This window comes from Flavobacterium sp. WC2430 (assembly GCF_040822075.1).
Classification (GTDB): Bacteria; Bacteroidota; Bacteroidia; order Flavobacteriales; family Flavobacteriaceae; genus Flavobacterium.
The window spans coordinates 717087-738964 of sequence record NZ_CP162007.1 but is presented as its reverse complement, the minus strand read 5'-3'; the positions used below and the strand labels follow the sequence as shown (position 1 = coordinate 738964).

Here is a 21878-nt window from a genome sequence, read left to right as displayed (position 1 = left end):
ATGTGTGGAATTGTTGGATATATAGGTTATAGAGAGGCTTATCCTATTGTTATAAAAGGATTAAAAAGGCTTGAATATAGAGGGTATGATAGTGCTGGTGTCATGATTTATGATGGAGAAGCTATTAAACTATGTAAAACTAAAGGCAAAGTGGTGGATTTGGAAGCAAAAGCTTCTAAAGAAATGTCTACTAATGGAACAATTGGTATTGGACATACGCGTTGGGCAACTCATGGTGTGCCAAATGATGTAAACTCTCATCCGCATCTTTCTAATTCAGGGGATTTAGTAATAATTCATAATGGGATTATTGAAAACTATGCTCCTCTAAAAGAAGAATTAGTTAAAAGAGGATATGTTTTTTATTCAGATACAGATACTGAGGTATTAGTAAATCTAATAGAAGAGGTACAAAAAAAAGAAAATATAAAACTAGGAAAAGCAGTTCAAATCGCATTAAACCAAGTAGTTGGTGCTTATGCAATTGCGGTATTCGACAAGAAAAATCCTGATGAAATTGTTGCGGCTCGTTTAGGTAGTCCTTTAGCAATTGGTATTGGGGAAGGAGAATATTTTATTGCATCCGATGCCTCACCATTTATTGAATATACTTCTAATGCTGTTTATTTAGAAGATGGGGAGATGGCAAATATCATGTTGCATAAGAAGATGAAAGTAAGAAAAATCAAAGATGATTCTTTGGTGGATCCTTATATTCAAGAACTTCAAATGAATTTGGAACAAATTGAAAAAGGAGGTTACGATCACTTTATGTTAAAAGAGATTTATGAGCAACCAAGCGTAATCAAAGATACATATAGAGGTAGGTTGCATCCCAATGAAGGTATTATTCAAATGTCAGGTGTTGAAGATAATTTAGAGAAGTTTTTAAACGCTGATAGAATTATTATTGTTGCCTGTGGTACTTCATGGCATGCAGGCTTAGTTGCAGAATATATTTTTGAAGAATTTGCAAGAATATCTGTAGAAGTAGAATATGCTTCTGAATTTAGATATAGAAATCCCATAATAAATAGTAAAGACGTTGTTATTGCCATATCTCAATCTGGCGAAACAGCCGATACTATGGCGGCAATAAAATTAGCTAAAGAAAATGGTGCTTTTGTATTTGGAGTTTGTAATGCAGTAGGTTCCTCTATTTCAAGAGAATCTCACGCTGGTGCTTATACACATGCAGGGCCTGAAATTGGTGTTGCTTCGACTAAAGCATTTACAACACAAATTACAGTATTGACAATGATTGCGCTTCGTTTAGCTAAAGCGAAAGGAACATTGTCACTTTCTGATTTTCATATGTATTTGCAAGAATTAGAATTGATTCCTGAGAAAGTAAAAGAAGCATTGGAAACTAATGATCGCGCTAAAGAAATTGCAGCTATTTTTAAAGATGCACCCAATTGCCTTTATTTAGGTAGAGGATATAATTTTCCAGTTGCATTAGAAGGCGCTTTGAAGTTAAAAGAGATATCATACATTCATGCTGAGGGTTATCCGGCAGCAGAAATGAAACATGGTCCAATCGCTTTAATAGATGAGCATATGCCGGTAGTTGTAATTGCGCCTAAACAAGGTCATTACGATAAAATAGTAAGTAATATTCAAGAGATTAAGTCTAGAAGTGGTAAAATTATCGCTGTTGTTACGAAAGGGGATACTCAAGTTCGTGATTTAGCGGATTATGTTATCGAAATTCCTGAAACATCAGATGCTTTATCTCCATTGATTACCACAATTCCATTGCAGCTTTTGTCTTATCATATTGCGGTTATGCGAGGTTGCAATGTTGACCAGCCAAGAAACTTAGCTAAGTCGGTTACGGTCGAATAATTATAATCTTCATATATTATATAAAAGAAGCAAGACTTTAGGTCTTGCTTCTTTTTTTTGCGAAAATATTTTTTAAAATCTGTTTTTTTATGATAAACCTATTTTTTTAGTTAATTTTATATGTATGCATAGTATATTTTGTTTTTTTAACAATTTTTTATGGTTAATATTTAATAAAAGACAATATTGAATAAGTTAATATGGGCTAAATTTTATGATAATTATTAAATATTTTTAACGTTTTTTTAGTAATATCAAAAATATTTGTACTTTGGTGACATAAATCTTAAAAAATTAACCAAATGAGAGCTTATTTACTTTTTTTGTCATTGTTTTTTTGTAGCATTAGTTTTGCTCAAAATTCAATTTCGGGTTCGGTAGCTGACAGTAATGGCCAACCTATTATTGGAGCTAATATTAAAATTGTTGGAGAAGACATCGGTTCTGTTTCAGATATTGATGGAAAATTCATCTTAAGTTCTTCAAAAAAGCCTCCTTATACGATCGAGGTTACAAGTGTTGGTTTTATTTCCAAAAAAGTAAATATTTCATCAAATAATCAAAAAGTAAATCTTGTGCTCAAAGAAGAGGATAATTTACTTAATGAAATTGTTGTTTCTGCTTCAAGAACTCCAGAGCGTGTATTAGAATCTCCGGTAACTATTGAAAGAATGGGTGTTGCGGATATTAAAAAATCAGCCTCAGCGACTTTTTACGATGGTTTAGAAAACTTAAAAGAAGTTCAAATGAATACAAGTAGTTTGTCTTTTAAGTCAATTAACACGCGTGGTTTTGCAACAGTAGCGAATACCCGTTTTATGCAGTTAGTCGATGGAATGGATAATTCATCTCCTTTATTAAACTTTGTTCTTGGTAACATGATTGGTGTTTCGGAGATTGATGTTCAAAGTGTAGAGCTTTTACCAGGTGCTTCTTCTGCATTGTATGGTGCTAATGCTTTTAACGGAATTTTATTCATGAATAGTAAAAGTCCATTCACTAGTCCTGGAATCACAGCTTATGCAAAATTTGGACAAACAAGTCAAAAAGCGGCAGGGAATAACGATTATGTAGATTATGGAATTCGCATGGCGCATGCTTTTAGTCCTAAATTGGCGGCAAAAGCTAATTTCACTTATATGCATGGTACCGATTGGTATGCTACAAATTATAATGACAAAACCGTTGCTGGAAGAGATAGAAGTCATGTTAATTATGACGGAATAAATGTCTATGGTGATGAGGTTACTACAAATATTAAAGGAGTTGGTCAGTCGCTTGCAGGTTTAGGTTTGATACCAGCATCGGCGGTTAACTTATTGCCTAACTATAATGTAAGTAGAACGGGGTACAATGAAACTGATCTTACGGATAATAAAGCGAGTAATACTAAAATTGATTTTTCACTACATTATAGACCTTTTGGGAATGAAAACTTAGAAGTTATTTTGCAAAGTAAATTTGGTTTTGGTAATGCTGTTTATCAAGGAGCAAATAGGTATTATTTGAATGACTTTTTTATGCAACAGCATAAATTAGAGATTAAAGGAAAGAATTTTTATGTAAGAGGGTATACTACAACTGAAGATGGTGGTAAATCATATGATATGCTATTTACAGGGATTAATGTCAATAGAGTGTGGAAAGACGATAAAACATGGTTTGGACAATATGCAGGAGCTTATGTTCAATCTACATTAGCAGGTATGACTCCTGAAAATGCTCATAAAATAGCGAGACAAACGGCAGACACTGGAAGATTAATTCCAGGTACTCCTGAGTTTAAGGCTGCATTCAATCAAGTTATTTCAGGTGAAAGTGTGCTTACAGGATCTAAATTAGTTGATAATTCTAAAGTATATCATTCAGATGCAAATTATAACTTTAAAGATGTTATCAAATTTGCAGAAATTCAAGTTGGAGGTTCATACAGACAATATCAATTGAATTCTCATGGAAGAATTTATACAGATGCTGATGGTCCTATTTATTATAACGAATATGGAGCGTATACGCAGTTGACTAAAAAAATGATAGATGACCGTTTAAAATTTACTGGATCTGTTCGTTACGATAAATCAAAAAATTTCGACGGAAATGTATCTCCTAGAGTTTCATTTGTTTATTCAGGTGGAGAAAGTAGAAGACATAATTTCAGAGCTTCATTTCAAACTGGTTTTAGAAATCCATCAACACAAGATCAATACATTGGATTTAATGTAGGAAGCGCCATATTACTTGGATCAGCTCCAGACAACTTAACAAGATATAGCGAGACTTTACCAGTTGCTACTGCAGTTGGACAAGCTTTGGCTGGTGGTCAAAACGTTGTTATGACTGGATTAAATGCATATAATAATTCTTATACAGCTAGTTCTGTAGCAGCTTTTAGTGCATTGGCAGCAAGTAACCCTGTTGCAGGTTCTGCATTATTAAGAAAAACGAATGTAAATTATGTAAAACCAGAGCAGGTTAAAGCATTTGAATTAGGATATCGTTCATTTATCCGTGATGTGTCAATCGATATTAATGGGTATTATAATATTTATAATGATTTTATTGGAAACTTGAATGTTGTGGCTCCTTATTACGGAACAGCACAAGACGCTCCAAATCCATTAGCTGCTGATGCCGGTGCGCAATCATTACACGCACTTCAAAACGGAAATTATAGAGCATACCAATTGTATACCAATACGAATGTTGAAATCAAATCGCTAGGTTTTGGTTTGGGCCTTTCTAAAAAAGTATACAGAGATTTCGAAGTAGGTGTTAATTACAACTATGCTGAATTTAATTTTGACCAAGCTAAAGATCCAAGTTTTGAAGCTGGATTTAATACTCCAAAACATAGAGTAAAAGCGTCATTTGGTAATGATAAATTATTTGAAAATTTCGGTTTCAATATTAGTGGAAGATGGAATAGTGAGTATTTATGGCAATCAACAATGGTTGATGGTATGATTGATGCCGCTACAGTAATTGACGCTCAAATTAATTATAACTTCCCAAAATTGAAATCTACATTAAAAATTGGAGCAGCAAATATTGGTGGTAAAGAATATGCTCAAGTATTAGGTGCCGGTTTAATTGGGCAACAATATTTTGCTTCTTGGACAATCAATCCGTAAGCTAATAGTATTCATTAATAAAAAAAAGACTTAAACAATGATAAAAAATTTCAAATGGCTACTATTGGTTTCGTTGACCTTTGTGGCATGTAATAGTGACGATTCAAATACGACTCCTGTTGAAGTACCTGCAACTTCAGGCTCGGCAAGTTTTGCAAAATATGTGGCATTGGGCGATTCATTTGCTGCGGGCTATAGTGATGGTGCGCTTTTCAAAAAAGGACAAGAAGGTTCTTATGTTAATCTATTAGCGCAACAGTTCGTTGAAGCAGGTGGAGGGGAATTCAAAACGCCTTATACTTCTGATAATATCGGTGGATTACTTCTAGGAGGTAATGTTATTGCCGGAGTTCGTTTGTATTTTAATGGTGTTGGTCCAGTTTCTGTTGATGGTGTTCCAACAACTGAAGTGACAACTCACTTAACTGGCCCTTTTAATAATTTAGGTGTTCCTGGGGCTAAAAGTTACCATTTAGTTGCACCTGGATACGGAAATGTTGCCGGTGTAGCTATAGGTGCAGCAAATCCTTATTTTGCAAGATTTTCAACTGCAGCTGGAACTACTGTATTAGCGGACGCCTTAGTTCAAGCACCAACTTTCTTTTCTTTATGGATTGGAGGTAATGATGTATTGGGTTTTGCAACTTCTGGAGGTGTTGGTGTGGATCAAACGGGAAATTTGAATCCGGCTACTTATGGTAGTAATGATATTACTGACCCTAATGTTTTTGCAAGTGTATACTCAGGATTAGTTACTAATCTAACTGCTAATGGGGCAAAAGGGGTTGTCGCTAACTTACCTTATATTACAACGCTACCTTATTTTACAACGGTTCCTTATAATCCTTTAACTTCAAAACTTCTTGGTAGTGGAAGTACTGCTGTTGGGGACGCTACAATTGGGGCACTTAATGCGCAATTGTATGGGCCATTGAAAGCAGCTTTAACTGCTTTTGGTGCAGGTGATAGAATAAATTTATTATCTACGACGGCTTCAAATCCATTATTGATAAAAGATGAGTCTTTAACGAACTTATCAGCTCAATTAACTGCAGCATTCACACCTACATTAGGAGTGGCTACCGCTACTTTTTATGGAAGTGTTTTTGGACAAGCTCGTCAAGCAAATGCAAATGATTTAGTTGTCTTGCCAACCCAATCTGTAATTGGTACTGCTCCAGCTGGAATTCCAGCTCCTTTAAATAAATTTGGGATAACATATCCTTTACAAGATAAAGATGTATTAATTCCAACAGAAGTTGCGATGATTAAAACGGCTACAGATGCTTATAATGTAACGATAAAAGCAATTGCGGATTCAAAAGGTTTGGCATTTGTAGATACAAAGACAATAATGACTCAGTTGTCAACAGGAGGTATTGTAAGTAATAGTTTTACACTAACATCAACTTATGTGACAGGTGGGGCTTTTTCTCTTGATGGAGTACATCCTGGTCCTAGAGGATATGCATTGATAGCAAATGCTTTTAGTGATGCTATAAATGTTAAATATTCTGCCACTTTGAAGAAGATTGATTTAGGTCTTTATCCAATAATTTATCCAAAAGTAATTCAATAAATTTGTAGTAAGATTAAAAAAATAGAGCCACCCGTTTTTAAAACGTGGTGGTTTTTATTTTTAGTATATTCGGATATTTTGAGGGTTTTAAACTTGATTTTAAGTTATCCATTAATTTTTTAATGTTTTTATGCGAAAAGGTGTTGATTTTTTATTTTAAAAAATTATCTTTGCACTCTGAAAAAAGTATCTAATCGGTAAATTTCGGTTGGTGGTATTTCATAAACCTAAATAGCTATTTAATAAATACATAAGTAATGTCAAAAGTAATAGGAAAAGTTGCGCAAATCATTGGTCCAGTAGTTGATGTAGTTTTCAACGGTAAAGATGTTGAACTTCCAAAAATTTATGATTCATTAGAAATCACAAAAAAAGATGGTACTTTATTAGTACTTGAAGTACAATCTCACATTGGTGAAAACACAGTTCGTACCATTTCGATGGACTCAACAGATGGTTTGAGTAGAGGTTATGAAGTAGTTGGGACAGGAAATCCAATTCAAATGCCAATTGGTGCAGATGTTTACGGACGTTTGTTCAATGTAATTGGTGATGCAATTGATGGTTTACCTGAATTGCCAAAAACGGGTGTAAACGGAATGTCAATTCACCGTCAAGCTCCAAGATTCGAGGATTTATCAACTTCATCAGAAGTTTTATTCACAGGTATTAAAGTAATCGATTTAATTGAGCCTTACTCAAAAGGGGGTAAAATTGGATTGTTTGGTGGTGCAGGTGTTGGTAAAACAGTATTGATCCAAGAGTTGATTAACAATATAGCAAAAGGTCACGGTGGACTTTCAGTATTCGCAGGAGTAGGAGAAAGAACACGTGAAGGAAATGACTTACTTCGTGAGATGTTAGAGTCAGGAATTATAAAATACGGGGATGAATTCATGCACTCTATGGAAAATGGAGGATGGGATTTATCTAAAGTTGATTTACCAGGAATGAGAGAGTCTAAAGCTACTTTCGTTTTCGGACAAATGAATGAGCCACCAGGAGCTCGTGCTCGTGTAGCACTTTCTGGATTATCTATTGCGGAATATTTCCGTGACGGAGCTGGAACTGACCAAGGAAAAGATGTATTGTTCTTCGTGGATAATATCTTCCGTTTTACACAAGCGGGATCTGAGGTATCGGCACTTTTAGGTCGTATGCCATCTGCGGTAGGATACCAACCAACATTAGCTACAGAAATGGGAGCGATGCAAGAGCGTATCACATCTACAAACAAAGGATCTATTACATCTGTACAAGCGGTTTACGTACCTGCAGATGATTTAACGGATCCAGCACCAGCAACAACGTTTGCTCACCTTGATGCAACAACAGTATTGTCTCGTAAAATTGCTGAGTTAGGTATTTATCCAGCGGTAGATCCATTGGATTCTACTTCTCGTATCTTAACTCCTCAAATTTTAGGAAATGAGCACTACGATTGTGCACAAAGAGTAAAAGAGATTCTTCAAAAATACAAACAACTACAAGATATTATTGCGATTCTAGGTATGGAAGAATTATCTGAAGAAGATAAATTAGCCGTTTCTAGAGCACGTCGCGTGCAACGTTTCTTATCTCAACCTTTCCACGTTGCTGAGCAATTTACAGGATTGAAAGGTGTGTTAGTTGATATCAAAGATACTATCAAAGGATTTAATATGATTATTGACGGTGAATTAGATCACTTACCAGAATCAGCTTTTAACCTTAAAGGTACTATTGAAGAAGCTATTGAAGCAGGAGAAAAAATGTTGGCAGAAGCATAATCTATTTTGAATGTTGAATTTTGAATTATAAATTAATTTAAAATCTAAAATTTAAAATTTAAAATAAATAAAAAATGATTTTAGAAATAGTATCACCAGAAGCATCATTGTTCAAAGGAGAAATAACTTCAATATCTGTACCTGGTGTTGATGGAAGTTTTCAAATTTTAAATAATCACGCTCCAATAGTTTCGTTGCTTCAAAAAGGAACTGTAAACATTACAGCACCGGATTTTAAGTTTAATAAAGAAACAGCAGGTTTATTCTCGAAAGTAAACGATCAGAATTATACGTTGGCTATTTCTTCTGGAACTATTGAAATGAAAGATAATAAAGTAATTGTATTAGTTGATTAGTGCAATCTTAAATTTATATAAAAAACGCCTAGCTATTTGTTAGGCGTTTTTTTTATGCAGTAAATTGTTTTTTCAACTCTATTTTTGACTTTATTTTTTTCGCTTATAAACGGTGTAATTACAAATGTTATATTGCGTTTTGTTTATTTTTTATAAGCTTATATAAAAGATATAAAGTTGATATAATCGCAAGTCCAAAAATGAATTTTAGATCAAATGTGTTGTTGTAAAATAAGGCCAAGCTAATTTGCAATAGAAACAATATGATTCCGATGATAGGTTTTTTCATGATTTAAAATAATAGAGTTAAGTAATCCGCTAATAATCCTGTTACGATTCCAAAAAGAAAAGTAATTCCAATCAATAATGCAGGAATTTGATAGCCTCCTAATTTTTCTTTTGTTAATACTACTGTGAAGAGCCCATAAGAAGGAGCGGTAAATAGCATTGCTGCAATTACGCCATTCGTAAAACCAAGTTGCAATAATATAGTACCCAATAAAATTTCGAATAATACAGGAACGGATAACATTGTTCCTATAAAAGAAACAATTATCAAGATTACAATTGGATTTAAAGCCAAGATAGTATGTAGCACCTCGTTTGGGAAAAAGGCTCTAAAAAGCGCCGTAAATATTGTTCCAACAATCATTAATGGAATTAATTTGTATGCAATAGTTCCTACAGCAATTAACCAATCTTCGGTTGCTTTTATTAAAGTTTGTACTATTGATTTTTCTGGAAAATAACAAGATATTTTTTCGAATACCTCACTCTTTACTGGAATAGCTTCTTTTTTAGTTATTAATTTTGATATTTGAGGAATTACGAACAATATCATTATTATGCTAAAAATAATTCTTGAAATAACAATAGCAGGATTAAAAATGCCAAACATAGTTACTATCCCAATGATGTTAAGCAATGCGCCTCCAAGGATGATTCCAAGCGTAGCTTCGGTACTTCCTTTTTGTGAAGTTACACTAACACTAGTAACAGCAGAACAGTTGGCACACATATTTAAAGGCATTCCAAAAACACTTCCTATAGCGGCTCCTTTTATTCCTTTTAACTGTATTAATTCTTCAAATTTTTTCCAAGACAATAGTAATGATAAAGCAGCGCCACCTATAATAATTGCGAAGGTCATTCCAGTGGCATTTGCTTCCCAGAAATTGGCAACCCCTTTTATAGTTGCAATTGCAAAATTATCATTTGTATCGATATGAAATCGTTCATGATACCCTAATTGACCATGTTCGTGTGGTTTATCGCATTTCCCTTCGATGCAGATTACTTTTTTAAATTCAGCTTGAAAACGGCTTGCGCTTAAAAATAGCGCAAGAAAACTAACTAATAGAATTAGTTTAAGGATGTTTTCTTTGTTTGTATATGAAGTAGTAGTTGTCATTTTTTAGCTATTAATAAAAAGTTGTTAAGATATCATTTTAGTTTTTTTGTATTTATTGGGGTTGTATTTTCCCGCAACAACTAGTGCACCAGCAATTAAAACTACATTTTTTATGATGTATTGACCCACTAAAGTAGGGCAGTAAGGAAAAGCATCAAAACAAACTTTTTGTAATATAAACACAGGAAATAAGGTGGCGCACATGTGTAATAATAACAGTAAAATGGTATATGGAATGAGGCGTTTTACAAGTAAGCCAAGGCCAATCAGTACTTCGCAAATTCCTAAAATGGGGACAAATATTTCTGGTCTAAACCAATATACAGTTTCTTCTACGAGTTCTCCTGCGGGGCTCATTCCGAAAATTTTCAAAGCACCAAACCAAATGTAAACAATAGCAAGAGCAATGCGCATTAAGGTAATGCTGTGTTTTTCCATTTTAGTGCTAAATGAAAAATATAAAGAGTTGAAAGTAGCTTCCATAGTATTTTTTTTTTGAAATTGTAAAGTTTCGGTTTTGTCTTCATTTTAGTAATAATAAATGAAGTGGTAATTGGGCAATTGTATTAATTGAAAAAAATTAAAAACGGACTATTAATTTTACTAAAATAGTACAGTAGACAAATTAATAGTCCGTCGCTTTTCGTTAAAATCTAGTTGATAGTCCTACATTGATTGTATAATCAGCAAATGCTGCATCTCCTTGAACATGAGTGCCCGTTGTAGCTGAATTTTGTTTATCTGTTACGCTTTGTGTGCGATTTCTTGCTACTGCAAATGGTACCGATGCAAATAAAACAACCTTTTTGTATTCATAATTTACAGATGGTTCAACTGACCAAATGTAGCCTGGTCGACGAAAATCCCCACTGCCACCTATGATGTCATATACAGGAATTCCTTCTACTCTTGCACCAGCTGCTAATGTTAATCCATGGATGTGGTTAAATGAGTAGTTGAAACCTGCTCTCGCCATGTATTGATCAGGTACACTTGAGATGGCTTCATTTGCTAATCTTGGAGATAAAGTTTCTCTATAAGTTCTTGTTCCGTTTTGTTCTCTAGGATTGCTCAAGTAATAGAAGTTACCATACATGCCAAAATTGTCTGTGAAATTATAGAAAGTATTTAATTCTAATGTAATTCCAGTACCACCATCGCCTAGTTGAATTGATTGGTCAACAGGACGCAACTCATTGGTGCCATTAGGACCTACATTATGCCAATAGTCTTTGTAATTATAATCTCCAGTTGCTAGTTTAAGTCCTAGTCCTAGTTGAACATTTATTTTTTTATTTTTATTAGGGTCTAATAACCATCTGTATACTGCAAATCGAATGTCACCTATTCCAAATGAGCTAGTCGTATTTCTTTCTTTTTTAACATAGACCCCATTCACAAGTCCATGTTCATATAATGAAGAACGAACATTATTTAAAATTGGGATGTCTACCATTGCTGACCAGCGATTGTCGATTATTCGAGTCAATGAAAGATTAACGATGGAGGAGTAATTGATGACTTCTGTTCCTTGAATTAATCGGTCTTTGTTTTCAGTAGTTCCAGAGAAATGTCTAAAAGACTTAAAATAACGGCCGCTAGTTGTAAATTGCCATTGCCCTACATTAGTGCTATCTGGATGAACCATCATGCAACTTGTAGCGTTTCCTTTAATGGCAACGCAACCTTGAGCATTGGTTTTTTGAGTAAGAAATAAATTAGAAATAAATAAAATAATAATAAAGGCACTGTGTAATGAATATGATTTTTTCATCTTTTACGTTTTAATTGGTTAGTTTGCTTTTAGTTAATGGTGAAAAACAACCATTAACCAATAGTTTTTTTGAAATACAAGTTATGTTGCTATAACAAATGAGCCCCCCCTTGAATGCCTTTTTATTGTTGACCTAATTTGGACAACAAAAAGCATTGAAAAGTTGATAAACCATGAACTAGGTTTGCAAATTGCTAAAACTAATAGAATGTAGTAACCAGTATAATTACAATAGGGTACTATCCCAATTATAAGTTATACAAGTTCTCTAACAGCATGTAATGATGCTGCTAAAAATGCAGAAAAAATTAAACTAATTTAGGGGGCGTATACAGTGTGGACAAGTAGCCTGAGTTTAAATCCAGATTAAGATACCCAGAAAGTTTCTTTGAGTCTTGATCTGAGTTTGGAGAAAAATGAACACATACAGTTGTGTTAGGGATATAATCTTGAAGAAACGTCTTTAATAATTTTTTTATTGGGGAGTTTTTAGAAGGGGTACTGTCAAATAATTGATTGTTGACTATGTCTTTTAAATCTTTTCCAATGACATCTCCATAGGAATTTCTTAAATAGTACAAGCTAAGGATGTTATTTTGAATCCTTTTTTTGAAAATATGGTAACTTTTATTCTCAATTACAACATTCTCATTTACATATTCAAAATCAGTGTCTTCAATAAATGAATATAAAGTTGCGTTTAGTTCTATAACTTGAAACTCGGAATCGGGCGTTTTTTCTATAGCAGAAACCCATGCTTGCTCGTCTTGATAAGCAAACATTAAATAGTATCCCAGTACATTGTAAAACAATGATACTAATAAGAATAAGGATGCAATTCGTTTCATAGGCTTCGAAAATATAAAAACTATTTTACATTTGAATATTTTTTTTATTTTTATTTCACATAATGTAATTTTAATGCTAAATAACAGTTAAAACGACTTTATGTTTGTTAATTCATTAAGGAAATTGGTTATTAATTAAACGCGCAATTTATAATCCTAAAAAGTTGTTTATTTTTGTTGCCTATGATTCAACTTCCAAAAAAATTATCTGATAAACTGGAAAGCCGTTTGCAAAATAATGCATTGAGGCAATTGCCAATTGGCAAAGGATTAATAGATTTTGCATCCAATGATTATCTTGGATTATCACAATCGGATACTATTTTCCATAAAACCCATCAATTTTTAATTGATAACAATGAAATTCATAATGGAGCAACTGGTTCTAGATTGTTATCAGGAAATCATAAAGTATATCAACAAGCCGAGGATTATATTGCTCAATTCCATAAATCCGAATCGGCTTTAATCTTTAATTCGGGCTATGATGCCAATGTGGGCTTTTTTAGTTCGCTTCCGCAAAAGGGGGATTTAATACTTTATGATGAATTATGCCATGCCTCCATTCGGGATGGTATACAATTATCTCATGCTAAAGCATATAAATTCGATCATAATGATTTTGAAGATTTAGAAAGATTAATTCTTCGAAATCAAAATACTACCATTTATATTGTTACCGAGAGTGTTTTTTCTATGGATGGAGATGCGCCAAATCTGGAAGAATTAGTGCAAATTTCAAATAAGTACGATTGTCTTTTGATTGTTGATGAGGCGCATGCTTTAGGAGTTTTTGGTGAAAAAGGGGAGGGATTAGTTCAAATGCTTAATTTACAAGATGCCGTTTTTGCCCGAATTATGACCTTTGGAAAAGGATTGGGTTGTCATGGAGCTGCAGTTTTAGGGTCTCCAGAATTAAAAGACTATTTGGTCAATTTTGCTAGAAGTTTTATTTACACGACAGGACTTTCTCCTCACTCCGTCGCTACTATTTTAATGGCCTATCAATTTTTGGAAAATAATCAAGAAAACATCAATAATCTCCGTGAAAATATAATTCAATTTAATCAACAAAAGATTTTATTAGGCTTAAAACCTCTTTTTGTACATTCTAAATCAGCTATACAATCCGCTATTATTCCAGGAAATGAAAAAGTAAAGTCAATTGCTAAACAATTTCAAGAAAAGGGTTTTGATATAAAAGCAATTTTGTCACCTACAGTTCCAGAAGGGCAGGAGCGACTCCGTTTTTGTTTGCATAATTTTAATTCTAAAGAAGAAATATCAGAAGTATTAAGTTTGTTGGGTACCTTTGTGTTTTAGCTCAGTTTTACACAAAGTTTTAAAATTAAAAACGGAGGATAATTGGAAAAAAATTAACACACTAATTCTTTGTGTACCTTCTTTTTTCTCCGTGTATCTTTATGAAACCAAAAAATTCGTTTAATCATTATTATCAGTGGCCTAATTTATATGAAACTATTTATTACAGGAATTGGAACCGATGTAGGAAAAACAATTGCATCATCCATCATAACCGAAGCGCTAGAAGCAGATTATTGGAAACCCATCCAAGCGGGTGATCTAGAAAATTCAGACAGTCATAAAATACAGTCTTTTATTAGAAATTGTAAAACGGTAATTCATCCCAATAGTTATCAATTAAATACGCCAGCAAGTCCGCATCTTGCGGCTGAAATTGATGGAATTACCATTGACTTAACTAAAATTACAGTACCTGAAACTTCAAATCATTTGGTTATTGAAGGAGCTGGAGGGCTTTTTGTACCCATAAATAATGATGACTGTATCATTGATTTAATTCAACCTGATTACAAAGTAATTGTAGTGTCTAGACATTATTTAGGAAGTATTAATCATACGTTATTGACAATCGAAGCTTTGAAAAATCGTAAAATTGCTATTGCTGGAATTATCTTTAGTGGCGAAGAAAACAAAGCGACAGAATCTATTATTCTCCATAAGACAGGAGTGAAATGTATTGGAAGAATTGAGCAAGAACCTTATTTTGATCAAAATGTAATCCGAGAATATGCTGATCAATTTAGAGAAAATTTACTAAAATTATAAGTGCAAGTGGGAATAAACAAACTAGATTTCAAAGGTTTTCTTGCTTCTTGTCTCTCACTTCTTTTATCTTTGCAAAATGACTTTAACCGAAAGAGACCGCCAATATCTTTGGCATCCTTATACACAACACAAAACGGCAGCACTTCCTATTGCTATAAAAAGAGGAGAAGGTGCTTTGCTTTGGGACGAAAATGAAAAAGAATATATAGATGCCATCGCTTCTTGGTGGGTAAATCCTTATGGGCATAGTAATAAATTCATTGCCGATGCGATATATAAACAACTCACCACATTAGAGCATGTCCTATTTGGTGGTTTTACGCATGAGCCCGCAATTGTTCTTGGGGAAAGGTTAATCGAAATTTTACCAGATAATCAGCAAAAAATATTTTTCTCGGATAATGGTTCTACTGCAGTTGAAGTAGCTATAAAAGTGGCACTGCAGTTTTTTTTCAACAAAGGAGAAAAGCGAACTACCATTATTGCTTTCGAAAATGCTTTTCACGGCGATACTTTTGCAGCCATGGCAGCAAGCGGAATTTCGTTTTATACTCAGGCCTTTGAAGGGATGTTCATTGATGTAGTTCGGATTCCGGTACCAGTAAAAGGGAAAGAGCAAGAAAGTTATGAGGCGTTAAAAACTCAAATAAATAATAATAATTGTGCCGGCTTTATTTTTGAACCCTTAGTTCAAGGAGCAGCTGGAATGGTGATGTACGAACCAGAAACATTAGATCAATTAATCAAAATTTGCCAAGAAAATAATGTATTGACTATTGCCGATGAAGTGATGACTGGTTTTGGAAAAACAGGAAAAAACTTTGCTATGGATTATCTTAAGGAAAATCCAGATATGATGTGCTTGTCAAAAGCCTTGACAGGAGGTACAATTCCTATGGCGATTACCACTTTTACTTCAGCTATTTTTGACGCTTTTTATGACGAAGATATTAATAAGGCATTATTTCACGGACATACATTTACCGCAAACCCTACAGGTTGTGCAGCAGCGTTGGCTAGTTTAGAATTGTTAACTACTTCCGAAATGCAGGCTAATTTAGTTCGAGTGAATACAAGTCATCTTGCTTTTCAAAACAAAATCAAGCAGCATCCGAAAGTGGAGACTACCCGAGTTTTAGGAACTATTTTTGCTTTAGAGATAAAAACAGACGGTGCAGCAAGTTACTATGGAAGTATGCGAAACAAACTCTATGATTTTTTTATTGAAAATGGAGTGATTTTACGTCCCGTAGGGAATATTGTTTACATTTTGCCACCATACATTATTTCCAATATCCAATTGCAAAAAATATATCAAGTAGTCGAAGATGCTCTAGAAATAGTTTAAATTTTTAGAAAATAATTTTCCTAAATATCAAAAGGAATCACAAAGATTCGCAAAGTTGTTATTTCAGCTTCAATGCTAGTGCGCTTTGAGAAAAACTTTGCGACCTTTGTGGTTAAATCAATAGCATCTTGTCTCAAATAATATCCATCACTGCACTTTCATCTGTTTCTCCACTAGGAAATGATTCCGTAAAAATCTGGAAAAACTATCTTCAAGAAAAACATTTTTTCGTAAAAAAAGAATTAGATAAAATGGCGACATTTATAGCGCCCTTAGATCCCGATTCAGTGCAAGAAATAGAAGCATTGAGAGAATCGGATAATAAATATAAATCATTAGACAATTCAGTTTTATACGCAATGGCTGCATCTCGAAAAGCAATTGTAAATGCTGGATGGGAGAAAGAAGCCGTTTTCGGGATCAATATTGGTTCTTCGCGAGGAGCCACTGATTTATTCGAAAAACACTATAAAGAATACTTAGAAACGGGAAAAGCGCAAACATTGGCTTCGCCTACAACAACTTTAGGAAATATTTCTTCCTGGGTTGCTCACGACTTACAAAGTACAGGCCCTGAAATTTCGCATTCAATCACTTGTTCTACTGCGTTGCATGCTATATTGAATGGAGTGGCTTGGTTAAAATCAGGAATGGTAGATAAGTTTCTAGTTGGAGGAAGTGAAGCTCCCTTAACTGATTTTACGATTGCTCAAATGAGAGCACTAAAAATTTATTCTCGAAATGATGATGTGTATCCTAATCGTGCGCTGGACTTAGAGAAAACTCAAAACACGATGATTCTGGGTGAAGGTGCAGGGGTTTGCTGTCTAGAAATTGGAAAAAAAGAGAATGCCTTGGCTTATATTGAAGGTGTAGGGTATGCTACAGAATTACTGGAACATAATATTTCTATTTCGGCAGAAGCCACTTGTTTTCAAAAATCAATGAAAATGGCATTGAAAGAGACTAAACTTTCCGATGTTGATGTGATTGTAATGCATGCTCCAGGAACTATAAAAGGAGATTTGACAGAATATCTTGCCATTCAAAAAGTTTTTGGTTCAACTCTTCCCTTACTTACATCAAACAAATGGAAAATAGGGCATACTTTTGGCGCTTCGGGCTTATTAAGTTTAGAGTTGGCAATCCTTATGATGCAACACAATAGGTTCATTGGAGTCCCTTTTGCAAAAGCACAAAAACCAACTAAATCCATTAAAAAAGTATTAGTGAATGCAGTTGGTTTTGGCGGTAATGCGGTAAGTATCCTTTTAACCAGTTCTTAACTTTATAAGATTACTTTGGTTGTTATAATTTCCTTGTCCTCTAATGTTGTTTTTACAATAACAACTTGGTTATTGATACTTAAATCGGTCGTACTGAATTTTAAATTGTTAATTTCTTTTTGACTGTAAATTAACTTTCCACTTATATTAAATATTTGTACTGATTGAATTAGCTTAGTTTGTGAATCTAGTTTAATTTGTTTCCCTTTTTTATAAACTGCAAAATTACTGTTTGATGGAGTAAAGGTATCGGTTCCTAATGTTTTATTAGTGTATTTTATTTCAAATCGGTCATTAAAAACACCTTTTTCTGTTGTGAAATCATATGGTTTTTCTGTTAAGTTATGAGTAATATCGAGTAATTTATCTTCTAAGTAAACCACTTGAGTTGTAAAATCACCATCAACTTGGTCTATACCGATGCTAAAATCACCATCAATAACGGTTGTATATCCAATAGGTACTATATCAGTATCTTTAAATGGTAAAGCACGCCCTTGTATTGTTAAAACCTTGTCTTCATTGATACTGTAAAAATCGACAAATTGATTTCCATCAAAACTTTCGCCATCAAATGAATCATCATAAGCATCAGTAGCATCAGTTACATATCCAATTAAAGTTTGTTTAAAAGCCCCTTGATCATTATATAAGTCAAGCCATAATCTATTTTTCTCAATGGATTTATTATCAGTTGTTTTTGAATTTGAGCTAAATTTAAAAAACTGATTATTCGTTCCAGTTATTCCATTAGCTCCCACTCGCATAGTATTGTTAAAAGTGGCGGTACCAATCGCTTTACTGGTGGTAAAAAAAGCTTGACCAGAAGCAATTTTTCCAGTAGGAATATTTGCATTTACTGCACCTGAGTTTGTAGAACTAATTGCTTTGGCAGTACCAACTCCTCCAGTCAAATTATAAGAAGCATAATCATCTGATGAGTAGGCATATGTTCCTGATCCTGGATTAGGTGTATTCAATGAAATATCAGTATTATGTGTCCATAAATAAATTGTTCCTTCTAATAAACTGCTATTAGCTGTTAAAAATGAGCTAGCATCCAATGCTGATGGATATGGATTACCCAATAGGTTTGAATTTCCAGCTATACCAATTCCAATGGTGATGACACCATTATTAGGTACTCCTTTAAATATTCCATCAAAAACACTCAATGGTTGTGGTGAAACATAGTCTTGAGGACCACGTATAATATAGCCTTTTCCATTTACCATTGTAATAGAATTATCCTCTTGTTTCCAATCATCTATAGCTTCATTAAATGAATAGAATTTACCGCCTGCAGTATTTGGTGAAAGCTTCAATAATGTTTGAGGAGAAACGGGTGTTGACCAGTAGGTATAATCAAATTTATCTATAGGAGTTGTAGAACGGATGTAGGTGATATCCCCAGAATTAGTATAGTTGTCTTTAGCTTGAACAATACTTCCGTTGTTTTTTACAATTAAGTTTGAATTAGTGTCAACGGTTAAAGTAGTTTGTATTATTAAATTTTTATCAGATTCAACCGTTAAAGTATATCCATTTGAAACTTGACAGGAACACACACTTAAATCATTAGTTAAGGTCAAATTATCTGATATTACTACCGGAGTTGTTGCATTAGGCGTACCATTCCAAGCACCATTGGAGTAGGTTAATGAAGCAGGAACTGTAATTGCAATAGGAACTGTATTTTTTATAGGACAAGACCCGCTTTGAACAACTGCTCTGTAATATCGTGTTGCACTAATATTTCCCATTAGCGCACTAGTTAATGTAGTTGCGGTTGATGCTATATCGGTAACTCCACTAGTAAAAGCATTGTCATTTGCATATTGCCATTTGGTAATACTTCCTACATTCCCCACTATTGTTATCGGGTTTGGACTAGTATTTTTACAAATCGTTGTTGCGGTTGAACTTAATGTACCTGCTGTGGTTCCAGTATTGACAGTAATTGTTTTTGTTATACCTGTCGTATTATAAGTTGAACAGTCTATTATTCTTGTCCAATATGTTGTTGTAACACTAGGGTTTATTACGTAATTAGCAGTTGTTTGCCCGGCTATTACATTGCTTCCTATTGTACTTCCTGTTCCCCATTGATAAACGGAATTTGAGGCTAGGACTCCTCCAGTAGCAATCAAAGTTGTTCCTCCCTCACCCGTACAAAGCGTACTTGCTCCCGATATGGAAGTAGGAGCTGTAGATGTTTTACAGACGGTATAGTTGAATGAAACTCTAGATTGCCCACCACTTTCAAAATACTCTAAGACAAAATTGGTATTTCCACTTAGATAAACAGTTGCTGTTTTTGATTGATAAGCATGACCAGTCCAATCACTTAAATTAGTTAAAAAAGTTGCTCCACCATCAACACTTAAACGATACCCATCATCCCCTCCAACCGTAAAAGTATAATAGCCTGCGTCGAGGTTTTCTTGCATTTTAAAGCGTATAGCAAAATAATCAGCATAACTGGAGCACAAATTAGGTCCAGAAATGGAACCATTCACTAAATCTAAATTAAACATTTCAGATTGCGTTATATAGCCAATGTAGTTTGTTGTAAAAGCATTACTTGGTGGATTTCCTGTATTTGTTGGTGCATAAACATATCCAATCCATGAGTTACTACCATAACTGGTTTGATCACCTGGGTTTGGATTTACAGTTACTAATTGTGATGCAGCTCCAGTTGTGACATTACATGGAGAAGAATCAATTCTTCTTACCCAATAGGTTGTGCTTGTGGATGGGGTAACAGTTATTGAACTTGCTGTTTGTCCTGCAATAATATTACTACCTACAGTTCCAGTTCCCCATTGGTAAGTTGTGGAGCTATTTGCTGAACCTCCAGTTGCTGTAAGGGTTGTGGCAAATCCATTACAAATATTGTTATTACCCGTAATTGAAGTAGGAGCAGTAGAACAAGGATCTACGGTATAGTTAAATGATACTCTTGAATCTCCTCCTGTTTCAAAATATTCTAAAACAAAGTTTGTATTACCACTTAAGTAAACAGAAGTTGTAGAACTAACATACCCATGGTCGTTCCAGTTGTTGATTATATAGGTAGTTCCACCATCTATGCTTAAACGATATCCGTCATCACCACCAACGGTAAAATTATAAGTTCCTGCCGGCATGGTTTTATTCATTTTATACCGTACTGCAAAATTATTAGCATATGTACCACATAAATTTGTTCCTGAAATAGACCCAGATCCTAAATTCTGATCGAAAATTTCTGGTTGATTGACGAATCCTTGGTAAGTAGTTGTGAATGCATTGCTGGGAGGATTTCCACCGTTAGTATTCGCATATACATAACCTATCCATGCGCTAGCTCCATAACTAGTTTGGTTACCTGTTATAGTACACTGAGCATTTGATGACTCTATAAATAAACAAAAAAAGAATAGTAATAGTAATTGTTTATGCATATTTATTTAGGAATATATTTTTGGACTTTAAATGTTATTTACGGACTTTACCCTAAATTGGTTTTAAATAAGCAAATTTAGTCGACGAATTACATAAAAATCTCACAAACCAAATGTTTTACAAATATATGTAAAAGATTTCTTGTTATTTAGATTTCATTTCTAATTGAGTTTTACCCTGTGTTTTTCTAAAATTTTGGGGTAATTATAAATTTTGAGGTTTAGTTTTACTAATTATATAAGTTTTGCGATTGTGGAGGGTGCCTTTATTTTTCCTGACTGTTTGTTTTAAAAGCAATTGCAAATTAGTAAGTTATTTTGGAGTTTGTTCTAATTCTTTGATTTTCGAATAGATCAAATCACTTTCAAAGCCTTTTCGAAGTAAATAGTCACAAAATTTCTTCCTTTTTTTTAATTTATTTGATTCGTGAATTGATTCCCAATGTCTTTCGGAGAGAACATGAAAAGTGGCTTCATATTCTTCGGGTGTAAATTCTTTAAGAGCTAGGTTAATATTGTAGGTAGTTATATTTCGAAATTTTAATTCGTTAACAATTCTAATCTTTCCCCAATATTTGATTCGGTGCTTTCCTCTTGCAAAACTACAAGCAAAACGACTTTCGTTAAGAAAATTTTCATTTATAAGATGAGTTATAATAGTGCCTATTTCCTCTTGATCCATTTTCATGCTTCTCAATTTTTGCGTTACTTCATCATGACAACGTTCTTGATAAGCACAATAATGTTCAATTTTTTTTGTAGCGTCTTTTATGGAAAATACATCTTTCATTTTGGATTTTTAAAGGTTTTAAATTGAAATGCTAACTTAAAAAAAAAGTCAGTTAGTTATTTAATTTAGTTGTCTAAAGAGGGATTTATTTATTGAAAAATAAAGTTACAATGAATTGTATGTAAGGTATTTAGTCGTTTTATGTGTGAAAAATGATGGTATATCGGATTAATGTGCAAGTTAACGACTTTGTTGTAT

15 protein-coding genes are annotated in these 21878 nt (G+C 33.7%); 9 read left to right on the top strand and 6 right to left on the bottom strand.

Annotation, left to right across the window (positions count from 1 at the left end; all coding sequences use genetic code 11):
• From glmS to AB3G36_RS03065, 5 genes are all read left to right on the top strand, one after another.
• Positions 1-1848 (top strand): glutamine--fructose-6-phosphate transaminase (isomerizing), encoded by a 1848-nt coding sequence (gene glmS, locus AB3G36_RS03085; RefSeq protein ID WP_367755894.1) that lies wholly within the window; start codon positions 1-3, stop codon positions 1846-1848.
• Between the two features lie 302 nt (positions 1849-2150).
• Positions 2151-4979, top strand: coding sequence for a TonB-dependent receptor (locus tag AB3G36_RS03080; protein WP_367755892.1), 2829 nt, complete (start codon positions 2151-2153; stop codon positions 4977-4979).
• Positions 4980-5016: 37 nt separating this feature from the next.
• On the top strand, positions 5017-6558 hold the full coding sequence (locus tag AB3G36_RS03075) for a G-D-S-L family lipolytic protein (RefSeq protein WP_367755890.1): 1542 nt from the start codon (positions 5017-5019) through the stop codon (positions 6556-6558).
• A gap of 257 nt (positions 6559-6815) precedes the next feature.
• Positions 6816-8327, top strand: coding sequence for a F0F1 ATP synthase subunit beta (gene atpD / locus AB3G36_RS03070; RefSeq protein ID WP_367755888.1), 1512 nt, complete (start codon positions 6816-6818; stop codon positions 8325-8327).
• 74 nt (positions 8328-8401) lie between these two features.
• The gene (locus tag AB3G36_RS03065) at positions 8402-8683 is read left to right on the top strand and encodes a F0F1 ATP synthase subunit epsilon (protein WP_367755886.1); all 282 of its coding nucleotides are present in this window, start codon (positions 8402-8404) and stop codon (positions 8681-8683) included.
• 292 nt (positions 8684-8975) lie between these two features.
• Here the strand turns inward: AB3G36_RS03065 and AB3G36_RS03060 are convergent, their stop codons facing one another.
• The 4 genes from AB3G36_RS03060 to AB3G36_RS03045 all read right to left on the bottom strand — a co-directional run bounded on the left by AB3G36_RS03060 (position 8976) and on the right by AB3G36_RS03045 (position 12716).
• Positions 8976-10094 (bottom strand): permease, encoded by a 1119-nt coding sequence (locus tag AB3G36_RS03060; protein WP_367755884.1) that lies wholly within the window; start codon positions 10092-10094, stop codon positions 8976-8978.
• 24 nt (positions 10095-10118) lie between these two features.
• Positions 10119-10577 carry a DoxX family membrane protein gene (locus AB3G36_RS03055; RefSeq protein ID WP_367755882.1) on the bottom strand — a complete coding sequence of 153 codons (459 nt, stop codon included), beginning with the start codon at positions 10575-10577 and terminating at the stop codon, positions 10119-10121.
• Between the two features lie 163 nt (positions 10578-10740).
• Positions 10741-11868 (bottom strand): hypothetical protein, encoded by a 1128-nt coding sequence (locus tag AB3G36_RS03050; protein WP_367755880.1) that lies wholly within the window; start codon positions 11866-11868, stop codon positions 10741-10743.
• A 308-nt stretch (positions 11869-12176) separates the two neighbouring features.
• Positions 12177-12716, bottom strand: coding sequence for a hypothetical protein (locus tag AB3G36_RS03045; RefSeq protein WP_367755878.1), 540 nt, complete (start codon positions 12714-12716; stop codon positions 12177-12179).
• 183 nt (positions 12717-12899) lie between these two features.
• On the opposite strand from AB3G36_RS03045, the gene AB3G36_RS03040 reads away from it, so the two are divergent.
• The 4 genes from AB3G36_RS03040 (at position 12900) to AB3G36_RS03025 (ending at position 17441) form a co-directional block, all read left to right on the top strand.
• Positions 12900-14039 (top strand): aminotransferase class I/II-fold pyridoxal phosphate-dependent enzyme, encoded by a 1140-nt coding sequence (locus AB3G36_RS03040; protein WP_367755876.1) that lies wholly within the window; start codon positions 12900-12902, stop codon positions 14037-14039.
• 150 nt (positions 14040-14189) lie between these two features.
• Positions 14190-14807: a dethiobiotin synthase gene (gene bioD, locus AB3G36_RS03035; protein ID WP_367755874.1), complete on the top strand. Its 618-nt coding sequence runs from the start codon at positions 14190-14192 to the stop codon at positions 14805-14807.
• A 76-nt stretch (positions 14808-14883) separates the two neighbouring features.
• Positions 14884-16155: an adenosylmethionine--8-amino-7-oxononanoate transaminase gene (gene bioA, locus AB3G36_RS03030; RefSeq protein WP_367755873.1), complete on the top strand. Its 1272-nt coding sequence runs from the start codon at positions 14884-14886 to the stop codon at positions 16153-16155.
• Positions 16156-16283: 128 nt separating this feature from the next.
• The gene (locus AB3G36_RS03025; RefSeq protein WP_367755871.1) at positions 16284-17441 is read left to right on the top strand and encodes a beta-ketoacyl synthase N-terminal-like domain-containing protein; all 1158 of its coding nucleotides are present in this window, start codon (positions 16284-16286) and stop codon (positions 17439-17441) included.
• Positions 17442-17443: 2 nt separating this feature from the next.
• Here AB3G36_RS03025 and AB3G36_RS03020 read toward each other — a convergent pair whose 3' ends face one another.
• Positions 17444-20890, bottom strand: a complete 3447-nt coding sequence (locus tag AB3G36_RS03020; protein WP_367755869.1) for a T9SS sorting signal type C domain-containing protein — start codon at positions 20888-20890, stop codon at positions 17444-17446.
• A gap of 313 nt (positions 20891-21203) precedes the next feature.
• The gene (locus AB3G36_RS03015) at positions 21204-21680 is read right to left on the bottom strand and encodes a regulatory protein RecX (RefSeq protein WP_367755867.1); all 477 of its coding nucleotides are present in this window, start codon (positions 21678-21680) and stop codon (positions 21204-21206) included.
• Positions 21681-21878 lie beyond the last annotated feature (198 nt).